The sequence below is a fragment of the Niallia circulans genome, assembly GCF_007273535.1.
Lineage (GTDB): Bacteria > Bacillota > Bacilli > Bacillales > Cytobacillaceae > Niallia > Niallia circulans_B.
Map to the genome: position 1 here is coordinate 2,396,763 of NZ_RIBP01000004.1, position 24,636 is coordinate 2,421,398.

Sequence of the window (24,636 nt, forward strand, 5' to 3'; positions counted from 1 at the left end):
ATGTCAGACTTCTGACAATGTGCTATAATTTTTTTGGTTAAAGATACATACTAAAGGGTAAAATAGGATGATTAATTTTATATAGGAGGTAAAAAAATGTCCAAATATCCATTTAAAAGGGTATTTTTGATTGTGATGGATTCAGTCGGAATTGGTGAAGCACCAGATGCTGAAAAATTTGGCGATTTAGGTGCACATACCCTTGGTCATATAGCAGAAAAAATGAATGGCCTACATATGCCGAATATGGGGCGATTAGGTTTAAGTAATATCGAGGCAATTAAAGGAATTGAAAAGGCAGACAAGCCGTTAGCACATTATACAAAAATGCAGGAAGCTTCAAACGGGAAAGATACTATGACTGGACACTGGGAAATTATGGGTCTAAGAATTGATACTCCGTTCCGTGTTTTTCCAGAAGGATTTCCGGATGAGCTGCTGCAAGAACTAGAATCAAAAACAGGCCGCAAAATTATTGGCAACAAGCCTGCAAGTGGTACTGAAATCCTTGATGAGCTCGGAGAAGAGCATATGAAAACAGGCGATTTGATTGTTTATACATCAGCTGATTCTGTCCTGCAGATTGCTGTACATGAAGAAGTCGTACCATTAAAAGAGCTTTATGAAATTTGTGAGCTTGCAAGAGAATTGACACTTGATGAGAAATACATGGTCGGCAGAATCATTGCAAGACCGTTTTTAGGTGAGCCAGGTAATTTCAAAAGAACGGCAAACCGTCATGACTATGCACTTAAGCCGTTCGATAGAACCGTAATGAATGAGTTAAAGGACAATGGGTTAGACAGTATTGCTATCGGAAAAATCTCGGATATATATGATGGGGAAGGTGTTACCCAATCATTGCGTACAGTCTCCAATATGGATGGTATGGATAAGCTTCTAGAAACATTACATATGGACTTTACAGGCGTTAGCTTCTTAAATCTAGTTGATTTTGATGCCCTTTATGGACATAGACGTGACCCAATCGGTTATGGAAAAGCACTAGAGGAATATGATGCAAGGCTGACAGAAGTATTGCCACTATTAAATGAAGATGATTTGCTCATTATAACGGCAGACCATGGCAATGACCCTGTTGCTCCCGGCACAGACCACACAAGAGAATATGTGCCTTTATTAGTATATAATAAAGCAATCAGCGCTGGCCGTGAGCTATCATTAAGAGAGACATTTGCTGATATCGGCGCAACGATTGCAGATAACTTCCAAGTGGCTCTACCTAAGCACGGCAAAAGTTTCTTGAAGGATTTAATATAAGGAGCAGTGAACATGGACTATACAAAAATTAAACAATCAGCAGACTTTTTAAAAGAAAAATATTCAGCAGTACCAAAGCTTGGGCTAATTTTAGGGTCAGGACTTGGTGTTTTGGCAGAAGAAATTGAAAATGCTGTCAAAATCCCGTATGAGCAAATTCCTGAATTCCCTGTATCAACAGTGGAAGGCCATGCTGGCCAGCTTGTATTTGGAACAATTGGCGGTGTTGAAGTTGTCGCAATGCAAGGAAGATTCCACTATTATGAAGGCTATACGTTTGAGAAGGTAACATTCCCTATTCGTGTGATGAAAGAATTAGGTGTGGAAAATCTTATCGTCACAAATGCGGCAGGTGGTGTGAATGAAGCATTTGCTCCTGGGGACTTAATGTTGATTTCTGATCATATAAACAATATGGGAACAAACCCGTTAATCGGACCAAATGATTCTGCATTAGGTGTTAGATTCCCAGATATGAGTGTAGCATACTGCAAGAATTTACGAGCAGCTGCAAAAGATATCGCTGCCAATATTGGCTTAAAAGTGCAAGAGGGTGTTTATGTCGGCAATACAGGCCCTTCTTACGAAACGCCTGCAGAAGTTAAAATGTTAAGAGTTCTTGGTGGAGATGCTGTTGGTATGTCAACTGTTCCTGAAGTAATTGTAGCAAGACATGCTGGACTTAAAGTCCTTGGAATTTCTTGCATCTCTAACATGGCAGCAGGTATTCTTGATCAGCCGCTTAACCATGAAGAAGTTATTGAAACAACGGAAAAGGTAAAAGCAGACTTCCTGAAATATGTTAAAGAATTGGTCAAAGAAATCGGCAAATAGTAGATAAGGGGATTCCACTATGAAAATGCGAATGGTTGATTTAATTGAGAAAAAACGTGATGGACGCGAATTGACGGAAGAGGAAATTTCTTTCATTATTAATGGCTATACGGATGGTACAATACCTGATTACCAAATCAGTGCATTCACAATGGCAGTGTTTTTCCAAGGCATGACAGAAAAGGAACGAGCCGATTTAACAATGGCAATGGTTCATTCTGGCGATGTCATCGACCTGTCAGCAATTGACGGTATTAAAGTTGACAAGCATTCTACAGGCGGTGTTGGCGATACGACTACACTTGTTCTTGGTCCTTTAGTGGCAGCTGTCGGCGTTCCAGTCGCGAAAATGAGTGGACGCGGACTTGGTCATACTGGCGGAACGATCGATAAACTAGAAGCTGTTCAAGGCTTCCATGTTGAAATCGATAAAGAGGAATTTATTAAACTAGTAAATAAAAATAAGGTGGCTGTTATTGGGCAAAGCGGTAACTTAACTCCTGCTGACAAGAAATTGTACGCGTTAAGGGATGTTACTGCCACTGTTAATAGTATCCCACTTATCGCAAGCAGTATTATGAGTAAAAAAATCGCTGCAGGTGCTGATGCGATTTGCCTTGATGTAAAAACGGGTGCGGGAGCATTCATGAAATCATTGGATGATTCAAGGGAGCTTGCAGAAGCGATGGTACGAATCGGTAATAATGTCGGCCGTAAAACGATGGCGATTATATCAGACATGAGCCAGCCGCTTGGATATGCAATTGGCAATGCACTTGAAGTAAAGGAAGCAATTGATACATTAAAAGGCCAAGGGCCAAAAGATTTAGCGGAGCTATGCCTTACGCTTGGGTCTCAAATGGTATATTTGGCAGAAAAGGCAGAAAGTATCGAAGCAGCAAGAGAATTGTTGGAAGAAGCAATCAAGAGTGGAAAAGCTTTGGAAACATTCAAGCTCTTCTTGGAATCACAAGGCGGCGATGCTAGTGTTGTCGATAATCCTGAGCGTCTCCCGCAAGCTCCATTCAAGCTGGAACTTCCAGCGAAAGCGTCAGGCTATGTAGCAGAAATTACAGCTGACAGTATCGGTACAGCAGCAATGATTCTTGGTGCTGGCAGAGCGACAAAGGAATCAGAAATTGACCTCTCTGTTGGATTGGTTCTTAACAAAAAAATCGGTGACAAGGTGGAAGCAGGCGAATCGCTTGTGACCATTTACAGCAATACAGAAAATATTGACGATGTGAAGCAAAGATTATATGAGCATATTAAAGTCATCGACAAAAAAGTCGACGCTCCAGAATTGATATATGAAGTAATTACTGGCTGATTTTGTGGGAAAAGAAGGTCGAGGTAACTCGAGCTTCTTTTTTTAGTGCTGGCAGCTCTACAATAAAAAAATTGTTTCTCGTCAGATTTCCTAACTAATTAGTAGCACGAAAGACTAGAATAAGGTATGCTTTTAAAATACAGAATATTCATACTCTTCGTGATGACTACTATTTTTTTTAAGGAGGCTAATTATGGGCAAAACAGATGTGACGGACTGGCTGAATGAGCACGAACAATTCTTTACAGACATGGCAAAGGATATTTGGGAACACCCGCAGGTAGCTTATGAGGAGACGTATGCTGCAGAAAAGCAAATAACAGCCCTTCAAAATGCCGGCTTTTCGATTAAAGAAAATGCTGGCGGATCGAGTACCGCTTTTGTGGCAGAGTATGGGACTGGTAAGCCTGTTATTGGTATATTGGGAGAATATGATGCATTGCCAGGCCTTTCTCAAAAGGTTTCACCAATTCGTGCTGAAATCGTCGCAAACGGGCCAGGTCATGGCTGTGGTCACAATCTTTTAGGAACAGCAGGTGTCGCAGCAGTGATGGCATTAAAGGACAAAATGGCAGCTGAAAATCTTGCAGGCACAATCCGCTACTATGGCTGTCCTGCCGAAGAAGTACTGTCAGGAAAGACCTTCATGGCAAGAAGCGGTTTGTTTAACGACCTGGATTGCGCCTTAACCTGGCATCCTGGAACAGCTAATATGACATCAAACTTCAGCATGCAGGCAATGGTTTCTATTAAATTTCATTTCACAGGCATTGCTGCACACGCTGCTGGTGCACCTCATGCGGGAAGAAGCGCCTTGGATGCGGTCGAAATAATGAATATTGGTTCTAATTATTTGCGTGAACATATATTAGATGGTTCAAGAATTCATTATGTCATCACAAATGGAGGGCTTGCTCCGAATATTGTCCCAGATACAAGCACAGTTTGGTATTATATCCGTGCTGCTACAAAGGAGCAGGTCGATGAACTGCTTGTTAGGGTTAAGAAATGTGCGGATGGAGCTGCTTTAATGACAGAAACAGCTGTAAGCTCAGAAATACTAGCATTTGCCTATGAAACATTGCCAAATGACAGATTAAATGATGTGATGCTAAAGAATATGGAGGAAAACCCGTTAAACTTTACAGAGGAAGAGAAGGAGTTTGCTAATGAGATTATTGCTTCAATCGATCCGAAGATTGTAGAAGTATCCAAAAAGCGAATCACTGCCTTTACAGATGAACTTCTTCCAACAGTTAGTATTAACGATCCGAAATTGAAGGGAGTATCTGTCGGCGGATCAACAGACGTTGGCGATGTTAGCTGGATTACACCTGTTGGCCAAGTGACAACAACTTGTGCACCAGTCGGCGTGCAAGCACACTCCTGGCAAGCAACTGCTTCTTATGGAAGTTCGATCGGTTTTAAAGGCATGCACTTGGCTGCCAAAACAATGGCGTTAACGCTGTATGATTTATTGCAGGATCAATCGATAATAAAGGAAGCGAAAGAAGAGTTTACAATATTAGCAGCAGCCAAACCTTATGTCCCTGGAATCCCAGCTAATGTTATGCCTCCGAATCAAGTGAAAGAGCTTGTACATGAATGACATTAACAGAAGGGAAGCACTGTAATAAGTGCTTCCCTCCTGTTATATTTATTGCTTTGTTAATATTACTGGTCCATCAGCAGTAATGGCTAAAGTATGCTCATACTGTGCAGATAGACTGCCGTCTACAGTTCGTGCTGTCCATCCGTCTAAATCGACTTTAGCATGATACATCCCTGTATTAAGCATTGGCTCAATCGTAATAACCATACCCTCTTTTAATCTTCTCCCTAAGTTTGGAGGACCATAATGAGGAATTTGTGGTTCTTCATGCATATTTCTGCCGATTGCATGACCGACAAAATCACGTACGACCGAATAGCCCTTTGATTCAGCATAGCTTTGAACAGCATGGGAAATATCTCCGACTCTGTTGCCGACAACCGCTTGCTCAATCCCTTTATATAAAGCCTCTTCTGTTGTCTTTAGCAAATTTTGCGCTTCATCAGAAATGGTTCCAACTGCATAGGACCACGCAGAATCAGCCAGCCAGCCATCTAAATTGACGACCATATCAATTGTGACAATATCACCGTTTTTTAAAGAGGTTTTATTTGGAAAGCCATGGCAAATCACATCATTGACCGAAGCACATGTTGCAAAAGGATAGCCATGATAGCCCTTTTGCTCAGGAGTTGCACCTCTTTTCGTAATATATTCTTCTGCAAATCTATCAATCTCAAGAGTAGTAATGCCAGGTTTTATCAATTTGCTGATTTCCTTATGGCAATCAGCAAGGATTTCCCCAGCTTTTTTCATCTTTTCGATTTGCTCCTTCGTTTTTATATGAATCAACGTTTCTCCTCCTTTATTCTTAAAAAAAACAGCCAGTAATGTATTGCTTATTTCAAAAGCCGAACTATTTATTCAACAGTTTAAAAATAGCTTAAATGCCTTGTTGTGTCAAGGAAGCCTCATCCATGTTTAATTGTGCCTTTTTTTAGAAAAAATATAGTAAATCTCTGTATAAAAAAACAACGATTGGAAAAAATGGGACAGTATATAGAATGGAGGGTCATGAGATGAAACGCATCGCAACAATCTTTTTAAGCATGTTACTATTTGCTTCTGTGCTTGCACCAAGCACACTTGCTGCAGAAAAAAGCAGTGAACTGGTGGACAATGTTAAATCAGCTATCTTGATTGACAGAGATACAGGTACAGTGCTTTACGAGAAAAACAGCAATGAAGAGCTTCCGCCTGCAAGCATGACAAAAATAATGACGATGTTATTAATTATGGAAGCACTTGATCAAGGCAAGCTCAAGATTGACGAGAAGATTAGAACAAGTGAGCATGCTGCATCAATGGGCGGGTCACAAATCTTCCTTGAGCCCGGTGAAGAAATGACAACAGAGGAAATGCTTAAAGGTATAGCAATTGGTTCTGGCAATGATGCAGCAGTTGCAGTAGCAGAGCGACTTGCTGGATCTGAGGAAGCTTTTGTAGAAATGATGAACAAAAAAGCAGCTAGTCTAGGATTGAAAAATACTGCATTCAAGAATGTTACTGGCCTTCCTGTTGATGAGCATTTCAGTACAGCACATGATATGGCTATTATGGCAAAGGAATTATTGAAATATGAAGATATCACAAAATTCACAGGTACATATGAAGCTTACCTTAGGGAGAATTCAGATAAGAAATTCTGGCTTGTGAATACAAACCGTCTTGTTAAATTTTATCCAGGAGTGGACGGCCTGAAAACGGGCTTTACTAAGGAAGCGAAATACTGTTTAACAGCAACAGCCGAAAAGAATGGAATGCGTGTAATTGCTGTTGTTTTTGGTGCGCCAACATCAAAAGAGCGTAATGCACAAGTAACAAAAATGCTTGATTATGCATTTAGTCAATATGAGACACACCCTGTTTATAAGCGCAATGAAATGATCGGCAAGGTAAATGTTAGCAAAGGGGAACAAAAACAAGCAGCGGCAGTTACAAGTGAACCGATCTCCCTGTTAACGAAAAAGGGCGAAAAGGTGGATGACGTCGAGAAAAAAATTACAATGTCCAAAAATCTTAAGGCTCCAATACTAAAGGGTCAGGAAATTGGTAAGGTTCAGTTCATCAAGGATGGGAAGGTAATTGTTGAAAGTCCGCTTGTTTCCCAAACAGAAATTAAGGAAGCTGGCTGGTGGACCCTCTTTAAACGAACTGCAGGAATGTTCACAAAAACAGAATAAAAAATGTCACGATTCCTGTTTTTTTAGCGAATCAACACTAGTTTTGTCTTGCTTGAAGGAAATGAAGGATTAAAGGTAGAATTGACTCACTAAACCAAATAGAGGAGGCTATGGATAGTGAGTCTTAATATTGAGCTGGAAACAAAAAACAATGTTCTTTGTATTCGTTTAGCAGGGGAATTAGATCATCACTACGCGGAAGAGCTACGCACAAAAGCTACAGAAGCGATAGAGAGCAAAAATATTCGCCATATTGTTTTAAACTTAGAGCATTTATCATTTATGGATAGTTCAGGCTTAGGAGTTATCTTAGGCAGATATAAACAAATAAAGCAGTTAGGCGGAGAAATGGTGATTTGTGCAATCTCCCCGAGTGTCCAAAGGTTGTTTGATATGTCTGGCATGTTTAAAATAATGAAGCTGGAAACAAATGAACAATTTGCACTTGAAAGATTGGGGGTTGCATAAATGAGAAATGAAATGCATTTGCAATTCAGCGCACAAAGCCAAAATGAATCCTTTGCCAGAGTAACTGTCGCTGCTTTTATTACACAGCTTGATCCGACAATGGATGAACTGACGGAAATTAAAACAGTTGTTTCTGAAGCAGTCACAAACTGTATTATACATGGATATGAAAATGATCCTGATGGAATAGTTTATATTTCTGTCATTATGGAGGATTCCTTCATTGATTTGACTATCCGTGATGATGGTAAAGGAATTATGGATGTGGAAGAAGCAAGACAGCCGTTATTTACGACAAAGCCTGAATTAGAAAGATCCGGAATGGGATTCACCATCATGGAAAATTTTATGGACGAAATTGACGTGCACTCTAGCCCCGAAAATGGAACTGAGATCCGCCTGCGAAAGCATTTAATAAAGAGCAAAATGCTAAGCAATTAAGGAGAATCGCTTATGGATGTGGAGGTAAAAAAGGAGAAAGAAACGTATTTAAAAGACCATGAAGTGAAGGAGCTTATTAAAAGAAGCCAAGATGGCAATCAGTCAGCTAGAGATACAATAGTCCAGAAAAATATGCGCCTTGTATGGTCCGTCGTGCAAAGATTTTTGAACAGAGGTTATGATCCAGATGACCTGTTTCAAATCGGTTGTATCGGGTTGCTTAAATCGGTCGATAAATTCGATTTAAGCTATGATGTGAAATTCTCGACGTATGCAGTACCAATGATTATCGGCGAAATTCAACGCTTTATTCGTGATGACGGCACAGTAAAGGTGAGCCGCTCCTTAAAGGAATTGAGCAATAAAATCAGGAAAGCAAAAGATGAGCTCTCCAAACAGTATGGACGGACACCGACTGTCGGAGAGATTTCAGAGCATCTTGATATTCCGCCAGAAGATATAGTGTTAGCGCAAGAGGCTGCAAGAACACCTTCTTCTATTCATGAAACAGTATATGAAAACGATGGCGATCCTATTACCCTTCTTGATCAGATAGATGATGGCAATGAAGGGAAATGGTTTGATAAAATCGCCTTGCAAGAAGCGATTAGGGAGCTTGATGAACGAGAAAGGCTAATCGTGTACCTCCGATATTATAAAGACCAGACACAATCGGAGGTTGCGACAAGGCTGGGAATTTCACAAGTACAAGTATCGCGGCTTGAGAAAAAGATATTACTACAAATGAAAGAGCAGATGGATCTTTAATCCATCTGCTTTTTTTTTATGGAATTATTACCAATTATCTTCTCACTAATAAATTACCACTTTCATGCAAATACTACCAACATCACAAAAACATTAGATGTTAGGATGTGAACACGAATGGCTGAGACGGTTTATATTCGGATGAGAAATCGTATCGAAAAAAGATTGAATGAGGATGTGCTGCTGCAAGATTTAGCACAAGTGATTGCTGCTGATGCTCTCATGGAACAATTGGAAGCAATGGTCATATACCGTATTTCAGAGGGTGACCGAAATATCATTGTCATTGACAGCACAAGAATTATCAAAGCAATCCGCAGCATCAACCAAGACTTGGAGATACAGATTATCGGCCCTGCACAAACCATCATTGAAGTCATCCTTAAAAAAAAGGAAGCATCAATACCGCTTTTTTTGCTAGTTTGGCTGCTTCTTTTTATTGGATCTGCTCTAACAATTATGAACTTTCATGAAGATGTTAGTATGCAAGCAGTTCATCAAAAGCTGTATAAAATCATTACAGGAAAAGAGGTAGAAAAGCCTCTTATCTTTCAAATTCCCTATAGCTTAGGGTTAGGCTTGGGGATGATTATCTTCTTTAATCATGTATTTAAAAAGCGTTTTAACGAAGAGCCAAGCCCTTTGGAAGTAGAGGTTTTCTCCTATCAGCAAGCTTTGGACCAATATGTAATCATGCATGAGAATAAAGAAAGTATGAAAAAATTAGATGATCATTAAGATACTTGTAGTGCTTTTTATCGGGGCGGCTTGGGGGATTACAGTCGGAGCTGGTTATGTTGCCTTTTTGACCGTATTTGGCATCATACCGAGACTCACCCAGCTAACAAAAACAGGCAGTAAGATTCACTCCTATGAGTGGTCAGTTGTTTGTGGTGCGGTTTGTGGCACATTTTTATTTTTAAGAGAACCTTCTTTTTCCATTTCGTCTTTAATCCTAATTGTGATGGGTCTTGCAGGAGGCATTTATATTGGCATGATAGCTGCTGCGCTAACAGAAGTATTGAATGTTTTTCCGCTTTTAGCAAAAAGGGTGGGCATGGATGATCGGCTTCTCGTTTTGATGATGGCGCTCGTTTTTGGCAAAATCTTCGGCTCTCTGTTTCATTGGATGTATTTTGCACCGTAGGATAGGCAAGATGCTAAAAAGAAAGGAAAATGCAGATGGGTACAAAAAGAAAAGTCATTTTGATAACAGATGGAGACGAATATGCCAGAAGAGCTGTGGAAATGGTGGCAAAGGAAGTTGGCGGCCGCTGTATATCTATGTCATTTGGCAATCCATCAAATCATAGCGGTCCTGAAATTTTGAGCTTAATAAAAAAAGCAAAAAAAGATCCTGTATTAGTAATGTTTGATGACAGCGGTTATGTCGGAGAAGGGGCCGGTGAGACAGCGTTAAAATACATAGCAGCACATAAGGATGTTGAGGTGCTTGGGGTAATCGCTGTTGCAAGCAGGACAAGAAGAGAAGAATGGACAAGAATTGATGTGGCAATTGACCAAGATGGCAACCTGACTCCATACGGGGTTGATAAGCTAGGGATTCCAGAATATGAGATAGGAAGAATGAGCGGCGATACCGTTTACAGCCTTGATAGTCTTCATTTGCCATTGGTTGTGGGCATCGGAGATATCGGCAAGATGGGAAAACGTGATTCCTATGAAAAAGGTGCACCTATTACTCGAAAAGCAGTGGAATATATTTTAGAAAGAAGTGGTTTTTATGAGCAATGAAGCAAAGAGCAAGGAAACAAAGAGCGATGAAACAAAGGAAATGACGACCATTTATAAAAAGCTAACAGATGTTGAAAAGTACATGCAGGACAGGGTTGGTTTAGGTGTTAGCTTTGACCTTGGAGTTAGAAAAATCTTCGTACTCCACCATGAAGTAAATGTATATTATGTTAACGGATTAATTGATAGTGCGATCATTTCCAATCTTTTAGAACAGCTGTTGTTTTTAAATGATGAGGAGCGGGTTCATCAATCAGAGGATTTTTTCAAAATTATTGAAAACCAGCTTGTGCATCATCAAGTACAGCCGCTTGATAAAATGGACGAACTTGTGGATCAGGTGTTATCAGGGCTTATTGTCGCAGTGATGGAAGGCTATAATCAAGGCCTTGCCATTGATGTGCGGAGCTATCCAGGCAGAACCCCGCAGGAACCAGATACAGAAAAGGTAATAAGAGGCTCAAGGGATGGCTTTGTTGAAAATATTATTATCAATACAGCTATCACAAGAAGAAGAATACGTGATGAGCGGCTGAGATTTGAAATCTTAAAGGTCGGCGAACGCTCAAAAACCGATGTGGCAATAGGCTATATTAAGGACATTGCTGACCCTGACCTTGTAGACATTATTAAAAAGGAATTAGAGAACATTGATGTTGATGGCATATCAATGGCAGATAAGACAATTGAGGAATTTTTGCTAAAGCAAGGCTATAACCCATATCCGCTCGTTCGATACACAGAAAGAGCGGACGTTACTGCCAATCATTTGCTTGAGGGGCATGTGGTTATTTATGTCGATACTTCACCGAGTGTTATTATAACACCAGCTACCTATTTTCATCATTTGCAGCATGCGGAGGAATACAGACAAGCTCCGATGGTTGGGACATTTGTCCGCTGGGTCCGCTTTATTGGTGTCTTAGCATCCTTGTTTTTTTTACCAATGTGGTTTCTTGTCACACTTGAGCCATCTCTGTTACCTGAGAACCTGGCCTTTATTGGACCGACGGAACGCACTCATTTACCACTAATTGTTCAGCTGTTCATTGCTGACTTTGGTTTGGAATTCTTACGGATAGCAGCCATTCATACGCCAACACCACTCTCGACCGCAATGGGCTTAGTTGCGGCAGTAATGATTGGACAAATCGCCATCGATGTCGGCTTGTTTGTACCAGAAGTCATTTTGTACGTATCTGTTGCAGCAATTGGCAATTTCGCAACCCCGAGTTATGAGTTGGGGATTGCGAATAAGCTGGTGCGATTTATATTGTTGATTTTAGTTGCGATATTCCATACGCCAGGTTTCGTTGTTGGCTGTACATTGTATGTTTTGTTCTTAGCAAGCTTGCGTACATTGAATGTTCCGTATTTATGGCCATTCATCCCGTTTTATCCGAAGGCACTTGCTAATATCCTAATTCGCAGAACGGTTCCAGGAAGTAAATTGAGACCGAGCCATGCTCATGTACAAGATCGGAACAAATAAATCCAATAAAAAGAGGATTGAGAATTGGGTATATTTATGATACATTTGTTTAATCAAGTAGGCTGTTAAATAAATTGGACGGTAAAGCAGACAGTTCGAAAGTAGAACTGTCTGCTTGTTTCTTATTTTCATCTTAGCCTTTAGTATCTATCTTAGGGAGAATCGAGGGGGATATATGCATTATTATGGAACTTCTAGTGTGAACGAAGCTGGGCATTTAGAGATTGGCGGCGTTGATACAGTGAGAATAGTCGAAGAATTCGGAACACCAGTATATGTATACGATGTAGCGCTTATTAGAGAAAGAGCGAGAGGGTTTAAGGATACATTTGCAAAACGAGGAATCCCTGCACAGGTTGCTTATGCAAGCAAAGCATTCTCGACAATTGCAATGGTCCAGCTTGCTAACGAGGAGGGGCTGTCACTTGACGTAGTTTCCGGCGGAGAGCTTTATACGGCAATTGCCGCAGGATTCCCTATGGAGAGAATCCACTTCCACGGCAATAATAAAAGCAAAGATGAGCTATTGATGGCAATAGAGCATAATATTGGCTGTATTGTAGTTGATAATTTTTATGAACTGGAGCTATTGCAAGAGCTTTGCGAACAACAAAACAGCAAGATGGCGATTCTGCTTCGTGTAACACCTGGTATTGAAGCACATACGCATGACTACATTTTGACAGGACAAGAGGATTCTAAATTTGGATTTGGTTTGCAAAATGGACAAGCAGAAGAAGCATTGCTTAAAGCAATGGATTCCCAAAATATAGAGCTATTAGGGCTGCATTGTCATATCGGCTCGCAAATCTTTGAAACGACAGGGTTTGTTCTTGCTGCCAAAAAAATAATTGATACGCTACATCAATGGAAACAGGCCCATGGCTATGAAACGAAGGTTCTCAACCTTGGTGGAGGATTCGGTATCAGATACACAAATGAAGATCAGCCTATTCAGCCTTCTGAATATGTCGAAGAGATTATTACAGAGGTTGAGAAGAATATGAAGCAGTTCGGCATGAATATGCCTGAAATTTGGATTGAACCTGGTCGTTCTCTTGTTGGAGATGCTGGTACAACTCTTTATAAAATCGGATCTAGAAAAGAAGTTCCGGACGTTCGTCAGTACTTAGCAATTGATGGCGGCATGACAGATAATATTAGACCAGCACTTTATGATGCTAAATATGAAGCTGTGTTGGCGAATAAACCTTTGATGGAAGCGGAAGAAACCGTGTCAATTGCAGGTAAATGCTGTGAGTCTGGAGATATGCTTATTTGGAACCTGCCATTGCCAAAAGCGAATGATCAAGATATTTTAGCAGTGTTTTGTACAGGAGCATACGGCTATTCAATGGCGAATAATTATAATCGCATCCCAAAACCTCCAGTAGTGTTTGTTGAAAACAAAGAAGCAGTCCTTGTTGTGAAAAGAGAGACATATGAGGACATCGTCCGTCTCGATTTGCCACTTAAGGAAAAAGCATCGTTGAAAAAATAAAAGGAAGTGCTTTTTAGCACTTCCTTTATTGTATTAAGAGAAAAACGATTTAATCGCATCTACAATACTTGCGAAAAATTCTTTTACTTTTGCAAGAAATCCTTGCCCTTCCTCGCTTTCAATAAAAGCATTAAATTTATCCTTTGCGTCCTGCAGCTGATCGCCAACTTGATTCCAGTTGATATCCAAGTCTTTTAGTTTATTGAAGAAATCCATCAATGTTTGCTTTTGGGCATCTGTTAAGGTTATGTTCAAGTCGCTTGCAGCATCATCGATAATTTTTTGAAGCTCTGCATCTGTTGACGGTTTGTTTTCAGCTATTTTTTCTTTAATCTTTGCCATTAGGGCAGAAGCTTTATCTGTTCCAATTTCTTCCCCGAGATTAGCAGTTTCCACCATTTCCTCGTTGGCAGCCTGTTTTACTTCTTCAGGTATTTTAGTGTCTGTGGACACCTCGTATGCTTTAATAATTCCAGTAAGTGCTGCTGTTCCTGAAACCTGAATCGGTGCTGTCACATAAATTTCCGCATCTTTAACTCCAGCTGTTATAAGAGCATTAATGTACATCTCATCAGTAACCCAATTAATGTTTTTTGATTTTACATTTATTCCGCTTCCAGAATCTGCAATTGTTATCGCAGAGGAAGAAATGGCTTTTGTACCAATTAATCGTTTTGATATGTAGCTTCCTAAGTATTTATGTTCTTCTTCATTTGTCACAGTAATGATTTCTGCGTCATCAGGGGCATTCATTTCGGTTAACAGCAGTTTTTTCTGTTCCTCTGTCAAGTTTGCTCCTAACGTAATAATCATATCGCCTGTAGCTGCATCTGCAAATGCGCGGATAGGGAGCAGAAGCAAAAGTGATAAGACTAGCACAGCCCATTTTTTTCTGTTCATCTGTGTTCCTCCTAATGTAGTTCTATGCATATAGACGTGTCGACCAATAAAAAAGTTTCCTTATCCCCTTAAAAACGCCTTATTGGTGAGTTTTTCCTTAGCTATTATAATCGAAAAGAAGTGAAATAAAAATAGTAGCTGAATGTATTGTTTTAGCATACTATTATAGTGAGAGATGCTATATGGAATACTTCCAATCAATAGGGAAAAGGACACAGAATATGTAATGTTACTTTATCCTTATAATATTTTCATTGAAGATTATCCATAATTTATGTATGATAGTATCTATAACAGGTTTCGCCAAAGTAAGCTAAATTATGCTATGAGGCGTTTTTTTTCATACTAGTGCCGGTTTCTTCATATTTAGAATAGAATATTGTTTGGAAACAATCCATTATGGGAAAACTTACAGGTAAATATGCTTTAATAATAATGAGGGATACAAATGATTATTCGTTATAAAAAATCTTTTGAGAAAATTGCAATGGGCCTGCTTTCTTTTATGCCAGCTGAAAAAGATTTAAAGGTGCTCCAGCAAACGATTAAACAATACGAGGCTAATGAAAATTGGCAGCTTTTTTTATGGAAGGAAGAAGAGGACATCATCGGTCTGATCGGTATCATTTTTGAGGATGAGACGAGTATCAGCATTCAGCATATATCCGTTAATCCTTCTCATAGGCATCAAGGTGTTGGAAAAGCAATGGTGCAAGCAATTAAGTCACAATATACCAACAAAAAAATAGAAGCAAACGAATTGACTGTAGGGTTTCTTTCTAAATGCATGAATATGGAGGAAAATCTAAATTCGTAATAAATAAGCCCCTAACCAGAAAAGTGGTTAGGGGCTTTTTGCTGTTAAACTAATTAAGGCGGTTTTTCCGCTCCTCAATAGCAGCGGTTCTTTCAATCATTACCTCTGTTCTGTCTCGTGTCAAATGACGATTAATAATATCATCTATTGGAATGTGAGAGGACTGCCACTCCATTCCAACAGATTGACACCATTTCACACATTCTAGCTCCAGGGATTTAGCATTGATTGGCAGAATGAAGGGACTGTAGGATAGTTGATTCCTAATATCTAGCTGTCTTTGGTCCATTCTTTCGAACAATAATGTCTCATCAAGTCCGAAGTCATTCCAGTTCCAGTCACCGCGGTGAAACATGCTGGTTGCTTTCTCTAATGTTTTGCCTGCCCCGCGGAAGTTTCCCCGACGATGATGATAACAGGATACAGCTAAAAGGATAAAGGCAACCCAAATAGAGTCTTTATTGCCAGGATCGACCTCCTTCCAATATTCTTCTAGAATCTCGTGACACTCGAAAAAATCCTGATCTCCATGGAAATGCCCCAAGTACTCAATATATTCATGTGGATACACCAACACTTGCTCCTTTCCAAACAAATTAGCTAATGATTATTATACTGTGTTTAAAGGAAGACATAAAAGTCTTCTAATCTGCTTATTTGATCACTTGGTATAATTTATTATTGGATAACTTTGTCGAATCATCTATACTTATACTAGCATAGGAAAGACTTAGATGTTATTTTATTAGGATTTTGGTGAGATATAATGCAATATAATGTGAAAATTGATAGCTTTGAAGGTCCATTGGACTTGTTGCTGCATTTAATAAATAAATTAGAAATTGATATATATGATATAAACGTCGCAGAAATTACAGAGCAATATTTAGAATATATTCATGCAATGAGTGTGCTTCAGCTTGATATTGCCAGTGAATTTTTAGTTATGGCAGCAACGCTCCTAGCGATAAAAAGTAAGATGCTGCTGCCTAAATATGATGAAGAGCTGCTTGATAATGACCTTGTTTACGAGCATGAGGAAGACACAAGAGAGGACTTAATTGAAAGGCTTGTAGAATATCGTAAGTATAAGGAAGCAGCTGGTGACTTGAAGGAAATGGAGCTGGAAAGAGGCTTGATTTTCACAAAACCCCCAAGTGATTTGTCAGATTACGCCCAAGGTACGGAGGAATCAGCAAAAAGCGAGCTTGATGTTTCTTTATATGATATGCTGGCAGCCTTCCAAAAGCTGATGCGCAGGAAAAAATTGCAGGCGCCGCTAGCAACGAAAATAACGAGACAGGAAATTCCAATTGAAAGCAGAATGGAGGAAATCCTTCGGTTCATTAAAAGCAAACGAGGCAGAATCCATTTCGAAGAGCTTTTTCCTGTACATGATAAAACCCATATTGTCGTGACTTTTCTTGCGGTGTTGGAACTGATGAAACGTCAAACGTTATTTGTTGAACAAGAACATAATTTTGCAGATATATTTGTGGTTGGAAAGGAAGAGGAAGGATTTTGATGGTTACAAATTGGAAAGGTATTATTGAAAGTCTGTTATTTGCTGCAGGAGATGAAGGTCTTACAGTCAAGCAGTTGGCACATGTCCTGAATGTAGAGCAATTTGAAGCAGAACAGATAACAAGGGAACTGATGGAGGATTACGGAAAGGATCAAGACAGAGGTATTTCGATTGTGGAAATAGCGGGCACATTCCAGCTTGCTACAAAAAAGGAACACTCTGTGTATTTGAAAAAGCTCGTTGAATCTCCTCATGCTTCCACCTTATCGCAGGCTGCTTTAGAAACACTTGCGATTATTGCTTATAAACAACCGATAACAAGGGCGGAAATAGAGGAAATTCGCGGTGTAAAAACAGAAAGACCACTGCATACACTTTCCGCTAAAGCACTGATTAAAGAAGTAGGCAGGGCAGAAGGAGCAGGTAGAGCCATATTGTATGGGACGACGAAGGAGTTTTTAGATCATTTTGGACTCAAGGACCTAGGTGAACTCCCTGTACTTGCAGAAAAAGAAGAGGAATTTAAGCAAGAAGAGGCTGATTTATTTTTTGAGTCATTCCAGCAATTGGAGGATTAGCGGTAAGACTGTACTTTAAGCATAGCTTCCAAGTACAGTCTTTTTTTGTATATATCGGAGGCTGTTTTTTTATTTTTTAAACATGTTCCCCCTTTCTCTTTCATATTGTTTATAAACTGACTAATAGTGAAAAGGGGTTAACTTAACCAATGAGCAGCTACAATGAATATGTAAAAGATGTGTTAGTCTGGAATAAGGAATTGAAGGACTTTTTAGAAACAGAGAATATCCAAAGAAGTGATGAAATTTGGAAAAGCCTTGATAAGTTCACATCCTTAATGGAAACAGTCCAGCGAAAGCCGATAGATACAGAAGAATTAATTAAAATCCAGCATAAAGCAGAAGAACTACAGGATGAAATGGAAGGCTACTTTAAACAAAGGCAGCAAATAGGGACAATATTTGTCAATGAGCCGACAGTACCTGCAGGCGGTCACAGGCTGCCGTCTCTCCCATATGCTTATAATGCCCTAGAGCCTTACATAGCAGAAGAGATTATGAGGCTTCATCATACAAAACATCACCAGTCCTATGTTGATGGGCTGAATAAAGCGGAAAATATGCTCGTCAAAGCAAGGAAGGACCGAAAGTTTGAGCTAGTGAAGCATTGGTCCAGAGAGCTTGCCTTCCATGGATCAGGACATTATTTGCATACAATATTTTGGAATAATATGAGTCCGAATGGGGGCGGAGAACCAAAGGGGATGCTTCTTGAAGCGATTAAAGACTATTTTGGCAGCTATGATGCTTTCAAGCAGCATTTTACGGAAGCTGCAAAAGCAGTTGAAGGTGTTGGCTGGGCGATTTTGGTGTGGTCACCGCGAGCACGTCATTTGGAAATACTTCAATCTGAAAGGCATATGCTGCTGACACAATGGGATACGATTCCCTTGCTTGCCCTTGATGTATGGGAGCATGCGTATTATTTACAGTATAAAAATAATCGGGCAGATTATATCAGTAATTGGTGGAAAATCGTCAATTGGAAGGATGTAGAGGAAAGGTTTCTTAAAGCGAGTGATTTGAAATGGCGGCCATATTAATTTTAGCTTTTCAGCAGGTGAACAACTAGTGTTCACCTGTTTTTTTATGGAAGCAGTAGGCAGGTCGCACTGTTAAAGTTTCTTGATTTTGTCATAAGCCCGCTTGTCCTGCATAAGTATGTACAAACCATATAAGGAGACGAGGTAGTGTTATATGAAATCAAAGAATCTAATCCTATCTTGCATCGCTGTATTGCTATTGCTGACGCTTCCGCAAAACGCAAGTGCACAAATCTATGTCAGTGCTAACAGTGCCATCTTGATGGAGCAGGAATCAGGACGAGTTATTTACGAAAAGGATGCGCACACTCAAAGAAGAATTGCGAGCATAACCAAAATCATGACAGCCATTCTTGCCATTGAGTCGGGAAAAATGAATGATATGGTGACAATAAGTGAAAATGCGGTCAGGACTGAAGGCTCTTCCATTTATCTAAAAGCTGGCGATAAAATTCCGCTGGAAGATTTGGTATACGGGTTAATGCTGCGATCTGGAAATGATGCAGCAACAGCAATCGCCGAATATGTTGGCGGAAGCTTAGATGGATTCGTTTATTTAATGAAGCAAAAAGCAGAAGAAATTGGGATGAAGGATACTAACTTCGAAAACCCACATGGATTAGATGATCATGAAAACCATTATTCCTCTGCTTATGACATGGCATTGTTAACAAGGTATGCAATGGAAAATGACATGTACAAAAAAATAGCGGGAACGGAAAAATACCGTTCGGAAAATCCTGATGGGGACTGGGACCGGGTTTGGAAAAACAAAAACAAGCTGCTTACAGGTCTTTATGAGTACACAACTGGAGGGAAAACAGGCTTCACAAAATTAGCGAAAAGAACGCTTGTATCAACTGCTGAAAAGGACGGGGTAGAGCTGATTGCAGTGACCTTAAATGATCCTGATGATTGGGATGATCATATCAATATGTATGAATCAGCATTTAAGGAATATAAAATGGCATTAGTGGTAGAAAAGGGCAAGGTGAAAACGAAAGACTCTTTTTATAAAAACAAACTTTTTATTAAAGAGGATATAGCCTATCCAATCACCTCTAAAGAGGAAGATGGACTTGAAGTTAAATACAAGCTGTCAAAGGTTAAGAGTGACTGGAAAAAGCAGGAGCAACATGTGCCTGATATTGTTGGCAATGCGGAAATTTATTTAGATGGCAAGCTAGTTGATAGTACTGCAATTTATTATGAACATACCAAATTGAAAAAAAATAAAAGCTTTTTTGATCATTTTAAGAGTATGTTTCTAGCGGTTATGGGAGTAGAGAAGGATGGTTAATATCATCTGGGTGCTGCTGACTGTGATTGGAATTGTGTTTGCGATTTTTAATGGCACAATTGATGAAGTCAATAAAGCGGTCTTTTCTGGCGCGAAAGAAGCGGTCACAATTTGTATCGGATTGATAAGTGTCCTTGTCTTTTGGCTTGGCATGATGAAGATTGCCGAGCAGGCTGGTCTGTTAAAGAAGCTTACCAATTTGTTTCGTCCTTTTGTAACAAAGCTATTCCCCGAGGTACCGAAGGATCATCCAGCAATGGGGTATATCCTTTCTAATATGATGGCTAATATTTTTGGCTTAGGTAATGCAGCTACCCCTTTAGGCATTAAGGCAATGGAGGAGCTGAAAAAGTTAAATGGAGGCAAAAATAATGCAAGCAACAGCATGATTACTTTTTTGGCATTAAATACCTCCAGCATTACCTTAATTCCGACGACGGTTATTGCCATTCGCATTAATTACGATGCAGCTTCTCCAACAGATATTGTTGGGCCGACGCTGATTGCAACCATCTTTTCGGCAATAAGCGGTATATTAATCGATCGTTATTTTTACTATCGAAGAATGAAACGAGGATGAATTCATGATGCAGATTATTTCACTTTTATCCGTTTGGATGATTCCTTCTTTAATTTGCTTTATTCTCCTTTATGGGACGTACAAGCGTGTCCCGACATATGAAAGCTTTGTAGAAGGTGGTAAAGAGGGAATATCAATGGCTTTTTCCATTATTCCCTTTTTAGTCGGGATGCTTGTGGCCATTTCAGTATTTCGGGCGTCAGGAGCATTGGAGTTTTTTATGGGCTTTTTGAAGCCTGCCTTGGATTTTTTTGGAGTGCCATCAGAGGTCGCTCCTCTAGCGTTTATTCGTCCTATTTCGGGAAATGCTGCTTTAGGGATGACAAGCGATTTAATTGCGACATATGGTGCAGATTCTTATATTGGCAGATTGGCAGCGACAATCCAAGGAAGTACAGATACAACCTTTTATGTGCTGACAGTTTACTTTGGCGCTGTTGGTATAAAAAAAATGGGTGACGCACTTAAGGTAGGCTTACTTGCAGACCTTGTAGGATTTGTTGCAGCAGTCGTCGTGGTGACATTAATGTTTGGAAGATAATTCTCCGATTTTCTCGGAGTTTTTTTTATTTTCGACAAAAAGATGATATTCTTCATGGTTTTTATGGAACTTTCCTTTGAAAATGGGCAAACTTATGTCATAATTCATAAGTAACAGAAAAATAAACGTTATTGTCCTGTTTGATGAATTTAATGAGGTGAAACATAGATGGAAAGACTGCAAAAGGTAATTGCTCATGCTGGGATAGCATCACGAAGAAAAGCAGAAGAATTAATCCAAGATGGAAGAGTTACTGTAAATGGAAAAGTTGTCAAGGAATTAGGCGTGAAGGTTGGTTCAAATGATAAGATTGAAGTGAATGGGGTTCCGATTGAAAGGGAAGAGCCTGTTTACTTTATATTGTACAAGCCACGCGGCGTCATTTCGAGTGTTAACGATGATAAAGGCAGAAAGGTTGTAACAGATTACTTTTCTGAAATACCGGCAAGGATATATCCAATTGGCCGTCTTGACTATGACACATCCGGGATTATTTTGCTGACAAATGACGGCGAATTTGCCAACACAATGATGCACCCTAAAGGCGAAGTGGAAAAGGTTTATGTAGCGAAAATCAAAGGCATTCCAATGCGAGAAAAGATTAAGCAATTGGAAAAAGGTGTGATGCTTGAGGATGGTAAAACGGCACCTGCAAAAGCAAAAGTATTATCAGTAGATAAGAAAAAAGGAACATCTATTGTCGAACTGAAGATTCATGAAGGCAGAAACCGCCAAGTGCGTCGGATGTTTGAAGCAATCGGAACACCTGTCTTAAAACTGAAAAGGGAAAGATACTCATTCTTGAATTTAAATGGCTTGACTCCTGGGGATGCCAGAGAATTGACAGCGCATGAAGTAAAGCTGCTACGCACAGAAGCTAATAAGAAGAGATAATAAATAAAAATTTCATAAAACGTTCACAGAACAATGTGGATGATTACAATATCTGCAACATTAAAATGATATAATGACTATATAGTTTTTGTTCCTAAATCCCATTGATACATAACCATCTTTGGGATTTTGTTTATTTTAAAAACAGACTTGCGCATAACAGGAGCATGCACACATGCTGCTGCATGCTTCCGTTTAATAGGATAGAAGTGTTGTTAGGAGGATGTTCAAATGGAGAAGGAAATAAAGATTCTTGTTGTAGACGATGAGGAGAGAATTAGAAGGCTTTTAAAAATGTATCTCGAAAGGGAAGATTTTATGGTAGAGGAAGCAGCTGACGGCGAAGCTGCTTTAAAAAAAGCTCTTTCTGTTGATTATGATATTATTTTACTCGATTTGATGATGCCTGGTAAGGATGGGATGGAGGTTTGTAAGGAGCTGCGGGAGAAAAAAGCGACACCAGTTATTATGCTTACAGCTAAAGGCGAAGAAATTAATAGAGTTCAAGGCTTTGAAGCAGGTACAGACGATTATATTGTTAAACCGTTTAGCCCAAGAGAAGTTGTTTTGAGGGTTAAGGCTCTTTTAAGGAGATCGTCTCCGGCGGTTTTTGTTCAAAGTGAACCGGTTGCAAAAGACATGATTGTGTTCCCGGCATTAACGATTGACAATGATGCCCACCGAGTATTGGCAAATGGCAGGGAGGTCAGCCTGACCCCGAAAGAGTATGAGCTATTGTATTTTCTTGCAAGGTCTCCGGATAAAGTATATGACAGGGAGCTGCTTTTGAAGGAAGTATGGCATTATGACTTTTTCGGCGATTTGCGAACAGTTGACACCCATGTTAAGCGTTTAAGAGAAAAGCTTAATAAAGTATCAGAGGACGCTGCCCGGATGATTGTTACAGTTTGGGGTGTAGGTTACAAGTTTGAGGTTAGCAATGGATGATGTTTTGGAGAAGTGTTGTATTTAAGCTTTGGTTTACTTTTTTACTGCTGATTACTGTTGTGTTAATCATACTTACTGTTATGCTCCTAGAATATTTTGAGCAATACCATATGGAATTATCGAAAAAAGAGCTTACTAGCAATGCGGTCAAAGCGTCAAGCATGCTCGAACAGCACCCCGATATCGGGATGGATATCGTCTGGGAGCTTCTGGATGAATCTGCGGCAGCTGCCATTGTGACAGACAGTAACATCGCTATTTCTCCTGACAGTGAGTATAGCAAGGAAACTTTGGAGTCTGCACTAGCCCGTCAGGATTTAAAGACTGCTATTACGAGGAACAAACAGACTATTAAGACAATTGAATTAAGGGATAGCCGGACGAATGACAAAATCGAGGTTACCATCAGCGCTGTCCCAATCTTAAACGATAATAAAGCTGTCGGAGCTGTTTATGTTTTTCAAAATTTGTCTGTCCTTAATGATACTAAAAACTCGACAACTAAATTTATCGTGTTAGCGGCAGTGGTTGCCATCATTCTTACAACCATTTTTGCGTTCTTTTTACTTACGAGGATTACGGCTCCTCTCCGCAAAATGCGTGAGGCTGCGATGGAGCTTGCAAGAGGAAACTTTGAAACAACTGTACCGATATGGTCTCAAGATGAAATTGGAGAATTGTCCATTGCCTTCAATCAAATGGCAAAACGCCTTAATTTCAATGTGAATGCATTAAGCCAGGAAAAGGAACAGCTTGGCAATATATTAAGCGGTATGGCAGACGGTGTGCTGACCTTTAATAAAAATGGCAGCTTGCTTATAATAAATCCACCTGCTGAAAGGTTTCTTCAATATTGGCATTATGAACAAGGCAGCAGTGAGCCGTTACAAGAGCAAGTTCCGGATGAGGTAAAGGAGCTTTTCCATTTGGCCATCGGCACAGGAGAAGAGCAAATTGCTGAAATGAAGCTTTCTCATAAATCATGGGTTATTATTGTAAGTCCCCTTTATAATCAAGACCAAATAAGAGGGGCGATTGCTGTTATAAGGGATATGACAGAGGAGCGAAAGCTGGACAAGCTGCGAAATGATTTTATCGCAAATGTGTCTCATGAATTACGAACACCTATCAGCATGCTTCAGGGCTACAGTGAGGCAATTGTTGATAATATTGCTCAGACGGAGGAAGAAAAGCAAGAAATGGCCCAGATTATTTATGATGAATCACTTAGAATGGGTCGCCTTGTCAATGAACTGCTTGATTTGGCAAGGATGGAGGCAGGGCATCTAGAGCTGATGCTTGAATCGGTTGAAATGAGCTCCTTTTTCCATCGAGTTTCCAGAAAGTTCAATGCGATTGCAAAAGAAAAAAATATCGACATGACGATGGATATTCAAGAGGATATGAAGCCATTTACGATGGATGTTGATAAAATGGAGCAGGTTGTCACAAATATTCTTGATAATTGCATCAGACATACGCAAGAAAAAGGAACAGTCACGTTAAATGCAAAGTCGGACGATGTCGGGATTTATTTAGAGATACAAGATAGTGGTGTTGGAATTAAGGAAGAGGATCTGCCTTATATATTTGAACGGTTTTATAAAGCTGACAAGGCAAGGACGAGAGGCAACTCAGGTACAGGGTTAGGTTTAGCTATTGCTAAAAATATCATTGAGGCCCATAATGGCCATATTTCTGTAACGAGCAAATATGGGCAAGGAACGACATTTTTTATCTTTTTGCCCCGAAATGTTGAATAAATTTAGAGATGTTGCCGATTCTTCTTGATTCACAAGAAACAATTAAACATAATAGTACATAAGGAAGGATGGATTCCTTCCT

The 24,636-nt window shown here is 39.7% G+C and carries 26 protein-coding genes; 23 read left to right on the top strand and 3 right to left on the bottom strand.

Features of this window, described 5'->3' with window-relative positions; genetic code table 11:
* Positions 1 to 96 precede the first annotated feature (96 nt).
* The 4 genes from deoB to CEQ21_RS19770 all read left to right on the top strand — a co-directional run bounded on the left by deoB (position 97) and on the right by CEQ21_RS19770 (position 5,054).
* A complete protein-coding gene (gene deoB, locus CEQ21_RS19755; RefSeq protein WP_185765978.1) occupies positions 97 to 1,281 on the top strand; it encodes a phosphopentomutase in 1,185 nt (394 codons plus the stop codon).
* 12 nt (positions 1,282 to 1,293) lie between these two features.
* Complete coding sequence (locus CEQ21_RS19760; RefSeq protein WP_185765979.1) at positions 1,294 to 2,115, top strand: purine-nucleoside phosphorylase; 822 nt, start codon at positions 1,294 to 1,296, stop codon at positions 2,113 to 2,115.
* A 25-nt stretch (positions 2,116 to 2,140) separates the two neighbouring features.
* A complete protein-coding gene (locus tag CEQ21_RS19765) occupies positions 2,141 to 3,445 on the top strand; it encodes a pyrimidine-nucleoside phosphorylase (protein WP_185767345.1) in 1,305 nt (434 codons plus the stop codon).
* A 193-nt stretch (positions 3,446 to 3,638) separates the two neighbouring features.
* Positions 3,639 to 5,054 (top strand): amidohydrolase, encoded by a 1,416-nt coding sequence (locus tag CEQ21_RS19770; RefSeq protein WP_185765980.1) that lies wholly within the window; start codon positions 3,639 to 3,641, stop codon positions 5,052 to 5,054.
* A 48-nt stretch (positions 5,055 to 5,102) separates the two neighbouring features.
* On the opposite strand, the gene map is transcribed toward CEQ21_RS19770, so the two are convergent.
* Positions 5,103 to 5,849: a type I methionyl aminopeptidase gene (gene map, locus CEQ21_RS19775; RefSeq protein WP_185765981.1), complete on the bottom strand. Its 747-nt coding sequence runs from the start codon at positions 5,847 to 5,849 to the stop codon at positions 5,103 to 5,105.
* Between the two features lie 227 nt (positions 5,850 to 6,076).
* On the opposite strand from map, the gene CEQ21_RS19780 reads away from it, so the two are divergent.
* The 9 genes from CEQ21_RS19780 to lysA all read left to right on the top strand — a co-directional run bounded on the left by CEQ21_RS19780 (position 6,077) and on the right by lysA (position 13,665).
* Entirely contained in the window at positions 6,077 to 7,240 is a 1,164-nt protein-coding gene (locus CEQ21_RS19780; RefSeq protein WP_185765982.1) for a D-alanyl-D-alanine carboxypeptidase family protein, read from the top strand.
* Positions 7,241 to 7,357: 117 nt separating this feature from the next.
* Positions 7,358 to 7,708, top strand: coding sequence for an anti-sigma F factor antagonist (gene spoIIAA, locus CEQ21_RS19785; protein ID WP_127737562.1), 351 nt, complete (start codon positions 7,358 to 7,360; stop codon positions 7,706 to 7,708).
* A complete protein-coding gene (gene spoIIAB, locus CEQ21_RS19790; RefSeq protein WP_144452753.1) occupies positions 7,709 to 8,149 on the top strand; it encodes an anti-sigma F factor in 441 nt (146 codons plus the stop codon). It begins immediately after the preceding gene.
* A 12-nt stretch (positions 8,150 to 8,161) separates the two neighbouring features.
* Complete coding sequence (gene sigF / locus CEQ21_RS19795; RefSeq protein ID WP_185765983.1) at positions 8,162 to 8,917, top strand: RNA polymerase sporulation sigma factor SigF; 756 nt, start codon at positions 8,162 to 8,164, stop codon at positions 8,915 to 8,917.
* A 117-nt stretch (positions 8,918 to 9,034) separates the two neighbouring features.
* Positions 9,035 to 9,655, top strand: a complete 621-nt coding sequence (locus CEQ21_RS19800) for a stage V sporulation protein AA (protein ID WP_144452755.1) — start codon at positions 9,035 to 9,037, stop codon at positions 9,653 to 9,655.
* A complete protein-coding gene (locus CEQ21_RS19805; RefSeq protein WP_185765984.1) occupies positions 9,645 to 10,064 on the top strand; it encodes a stage V sporulation protein AB in 420 nt (139 codons plus the stop codon). The genes CEQ21_RS19800 and CEQ21_RS19805 overlap by 11 nt, the downstream gene beginning before the upstream one ends.
* 35 nt (positions 10,065 to 10,099) lie before the next feature.
* Positions 10,100 to 10,672 (top strand): stage V sporulation protein SpoVABEA, encoded by a 573-nt coding sequence (locus CEQ21_RS19810; RefSeq protein WP_185765985.1) that lies wholly within the window; start codon positions 10,100 to 10,102, stop codon positions 10,670 to 10,672.
* Positions 10,673 to 10,712: 40 nt separating this feature from the next.
* Positions 10,713 to 12,164 carry a spore germination protein gene (locus CEQ21_RS19815; RefSeq protein ID WP_235907407.1) on the top strand — a complete coding sequence of 484 codons (1,452 nt, stop codon included), beginning with the start codon at positions 10,713 to 10,715 and terminating at the stop codon, positions 12,162 to 12,164.
* A 175-nt stretch (positions 12,165 to 12,339) separates the two neighbouring features.
* On the top strand, positions 12,340 to 13,665 hold the full coding sequence (gene lysA / locus CEQ21_RS19820; protein ID WP_185765986.1) for a diaminopimelate decarboxylase: 1,326 nt from the start codon (positions 12,340 to 12,342) through the stop codon (positions 13,663 to 13,665).
* A gap of 33 nt (positions 13,666 to 13,698) precedes the next feature.
* Here the strand turns inward: lysA and CEQ21_RS19825 are convergent, their stop codons facing one another.
* Positions 13,699 to 14,565, bottom strand: coding sequence for a DUF1002 domain-containing protein (locus CEQ21_RS19825; RefSeq protein ID WP_185765987.1), 867 nt, complete (start codon positions 14,563 to 14,565; stop codon positions 13,699 to 13,701).
* A 448-nt stretch (positions 14,566 to 15,013) separates the two neighbouring features.
* Between CEQ21_RS19825 and CEQ21_RS19830 the strand changes: the two genes are divergently transcribed.
* Positions 15,014 to 15,382: a GNAT family N-acetyltransferase gene (locus CEQ21_RS19830; RefSeq protein ID WP_127737571.1), complete on the top strand. Its 369-nt coding sequence runs from the start codon at positions 15,014 to 15,016 to the stop codon at positions 15,380 to 15,382.
* Between the two features lie 49 nt (positions 15,383 to 15,431).
* Here the strand turns inward: CEQ21_RS19830 and CEQ21_RS19835 are convergent, their stop codons facing one another.
* Positions 15,432 to 15,953, bottom strand: coding sequence for a DUF309 domain-containing protein (locus CEQ21_RS19835; protein WP_235907408.1), 522 nt, complete (start codon positions 15,951 to 15,953; stop codon positions 15,432 to 15,434).
* A 192-nt stretch (positions 15,954 to 16,145) separates the two neighbouring features.
* On the opposite strand from CEQ21_RS19835, the gene CEQ21_RS19840 reads away from it, so the two are divergent.
* The 9 genes from CEQ21_RS19840 to CEQ21_RS19880 all read left to right on the top strand — a co-directional run bounded on the left by CEQ21_RS19840 (position 16,146) and on the right by CEQ21_RS19880 (position 24,554).
* On the top strand, positions 16,146 to 16,907 hold the full coding sequence (locus CEQ21_RS19840; RefSeq protein ID WP_328593508.1) for a segregation/condensation protein A: 762 nt from the start codon (positions 16,146 to 16,148) through the stop codon (positions 16,905 to 16,907).
* Entirely contained in the window at positions 16,907 to 17,485 is a 579-nt protein-coding gene (gene scpB, locus CEQ21_RS19845; RefSeq protein ID WP_185765990.1) for an SMC-Scp complex subunit ScpB, read from the top strand. Before CEQ21_RS19840 ends, scpB begins: the two co-directional genes overlap by 1 nt.
* 149 nt (positions 17,486 to 17,634) lie before the next feature.
* Positions 17,635 to 18,528, top strand: a complete 894-nt coding sequence (locus CEQ21_RS19850; protein WP_185765991.1) for a superoxide dismutase — start codon at positions 17,635 to 17,637, stop codon at positions 18,526 to 18,528.
* Positions 18,529 to 18,682: 154 nt separating this feature from the next.
* The gene (locus CEQ21_RS19855) at positions 18,683 to 19,828 is read left to right on the top strand and encodes a D-alanyl-D-alanine carboxypeptidase family protein (RefSeq protein WP_185765992.1); all 1,146 of its coding nucleotides are present in this window, start codon (positions 18,683 to 18,685) and stop codon (positions 19,826 to 19,828) included.
* The gene (locus CEQ21_RS19860) at positions 19,821 to 20,408 is read left to right on the top strand and encodes a nucleoside recognition domain-containing protein (RefSeq protein WP_185765993.1); all 588 of its coding nucleotides are present in this window, start codon (positions 19,821 to 19,823) and stop codon (positions 20,406 to 20,408) included. The genes CEQ21_RS19855 and CEQ21_RS19860 overlap by 8 nt, the downstream gene beginning before the upstream one ends.
* 7 nt (positions 20,409 to 20,415) lie before the next feature.
* Complete coding sequence (locus CEQ21_RS19865; RefSeq protein WP_127737919.1) at positions 20,416 to 20,949, top strand: spore maturation protein; 534 nt, start codon at positions 20,416 to 20,418, stop codon at positions 20,947 to 20,949.
* Positions 20,950 to 21,117: 168 nt separating this feature from the next.
* A complete protein-coding gene (rluB, locus tag CEQ21_RS19870; protein ID WP_185765994.1) occupies positions 21,118 to 21,843 on the top strand; it encodes a 23S rRNA pseudouridine(2605) synthase RluB in 726 nt (241 codons plus the stop codon).
* Positions 21,844 to 22,074: 231 nt separating this feature from the next.
* Positions 22,075 to 22,791, top strand: coding sequence for a response regulator transcription factor (locus CEQ21_RS19875; RefSeq protein WP_185765995.1), 717 nt, complete (start codon positions 22,075 to 22,077; stop codon positions 22,789 to 22,791).
* The gene (locus tag CEQ21_RS19880; RefSeq protein ID WP_185765996.1) at positions 22,788 to 24,554 is read left to right on the top strand and encodes an ATP-binding protein; all 1,767 of its coding nucleotides are present in this window, start codon (positions 22,788 to 22,790) and stop codon (positions 24,552 to 24,554) included. The genes CEQ21_RS19875 and CEQ21_RS19880 overlap by 4 nt, the downstream gene beginning before the upstream one ends.
* Positions 24,555 to 24,636 lie beyond the last annotated feature (82 nt).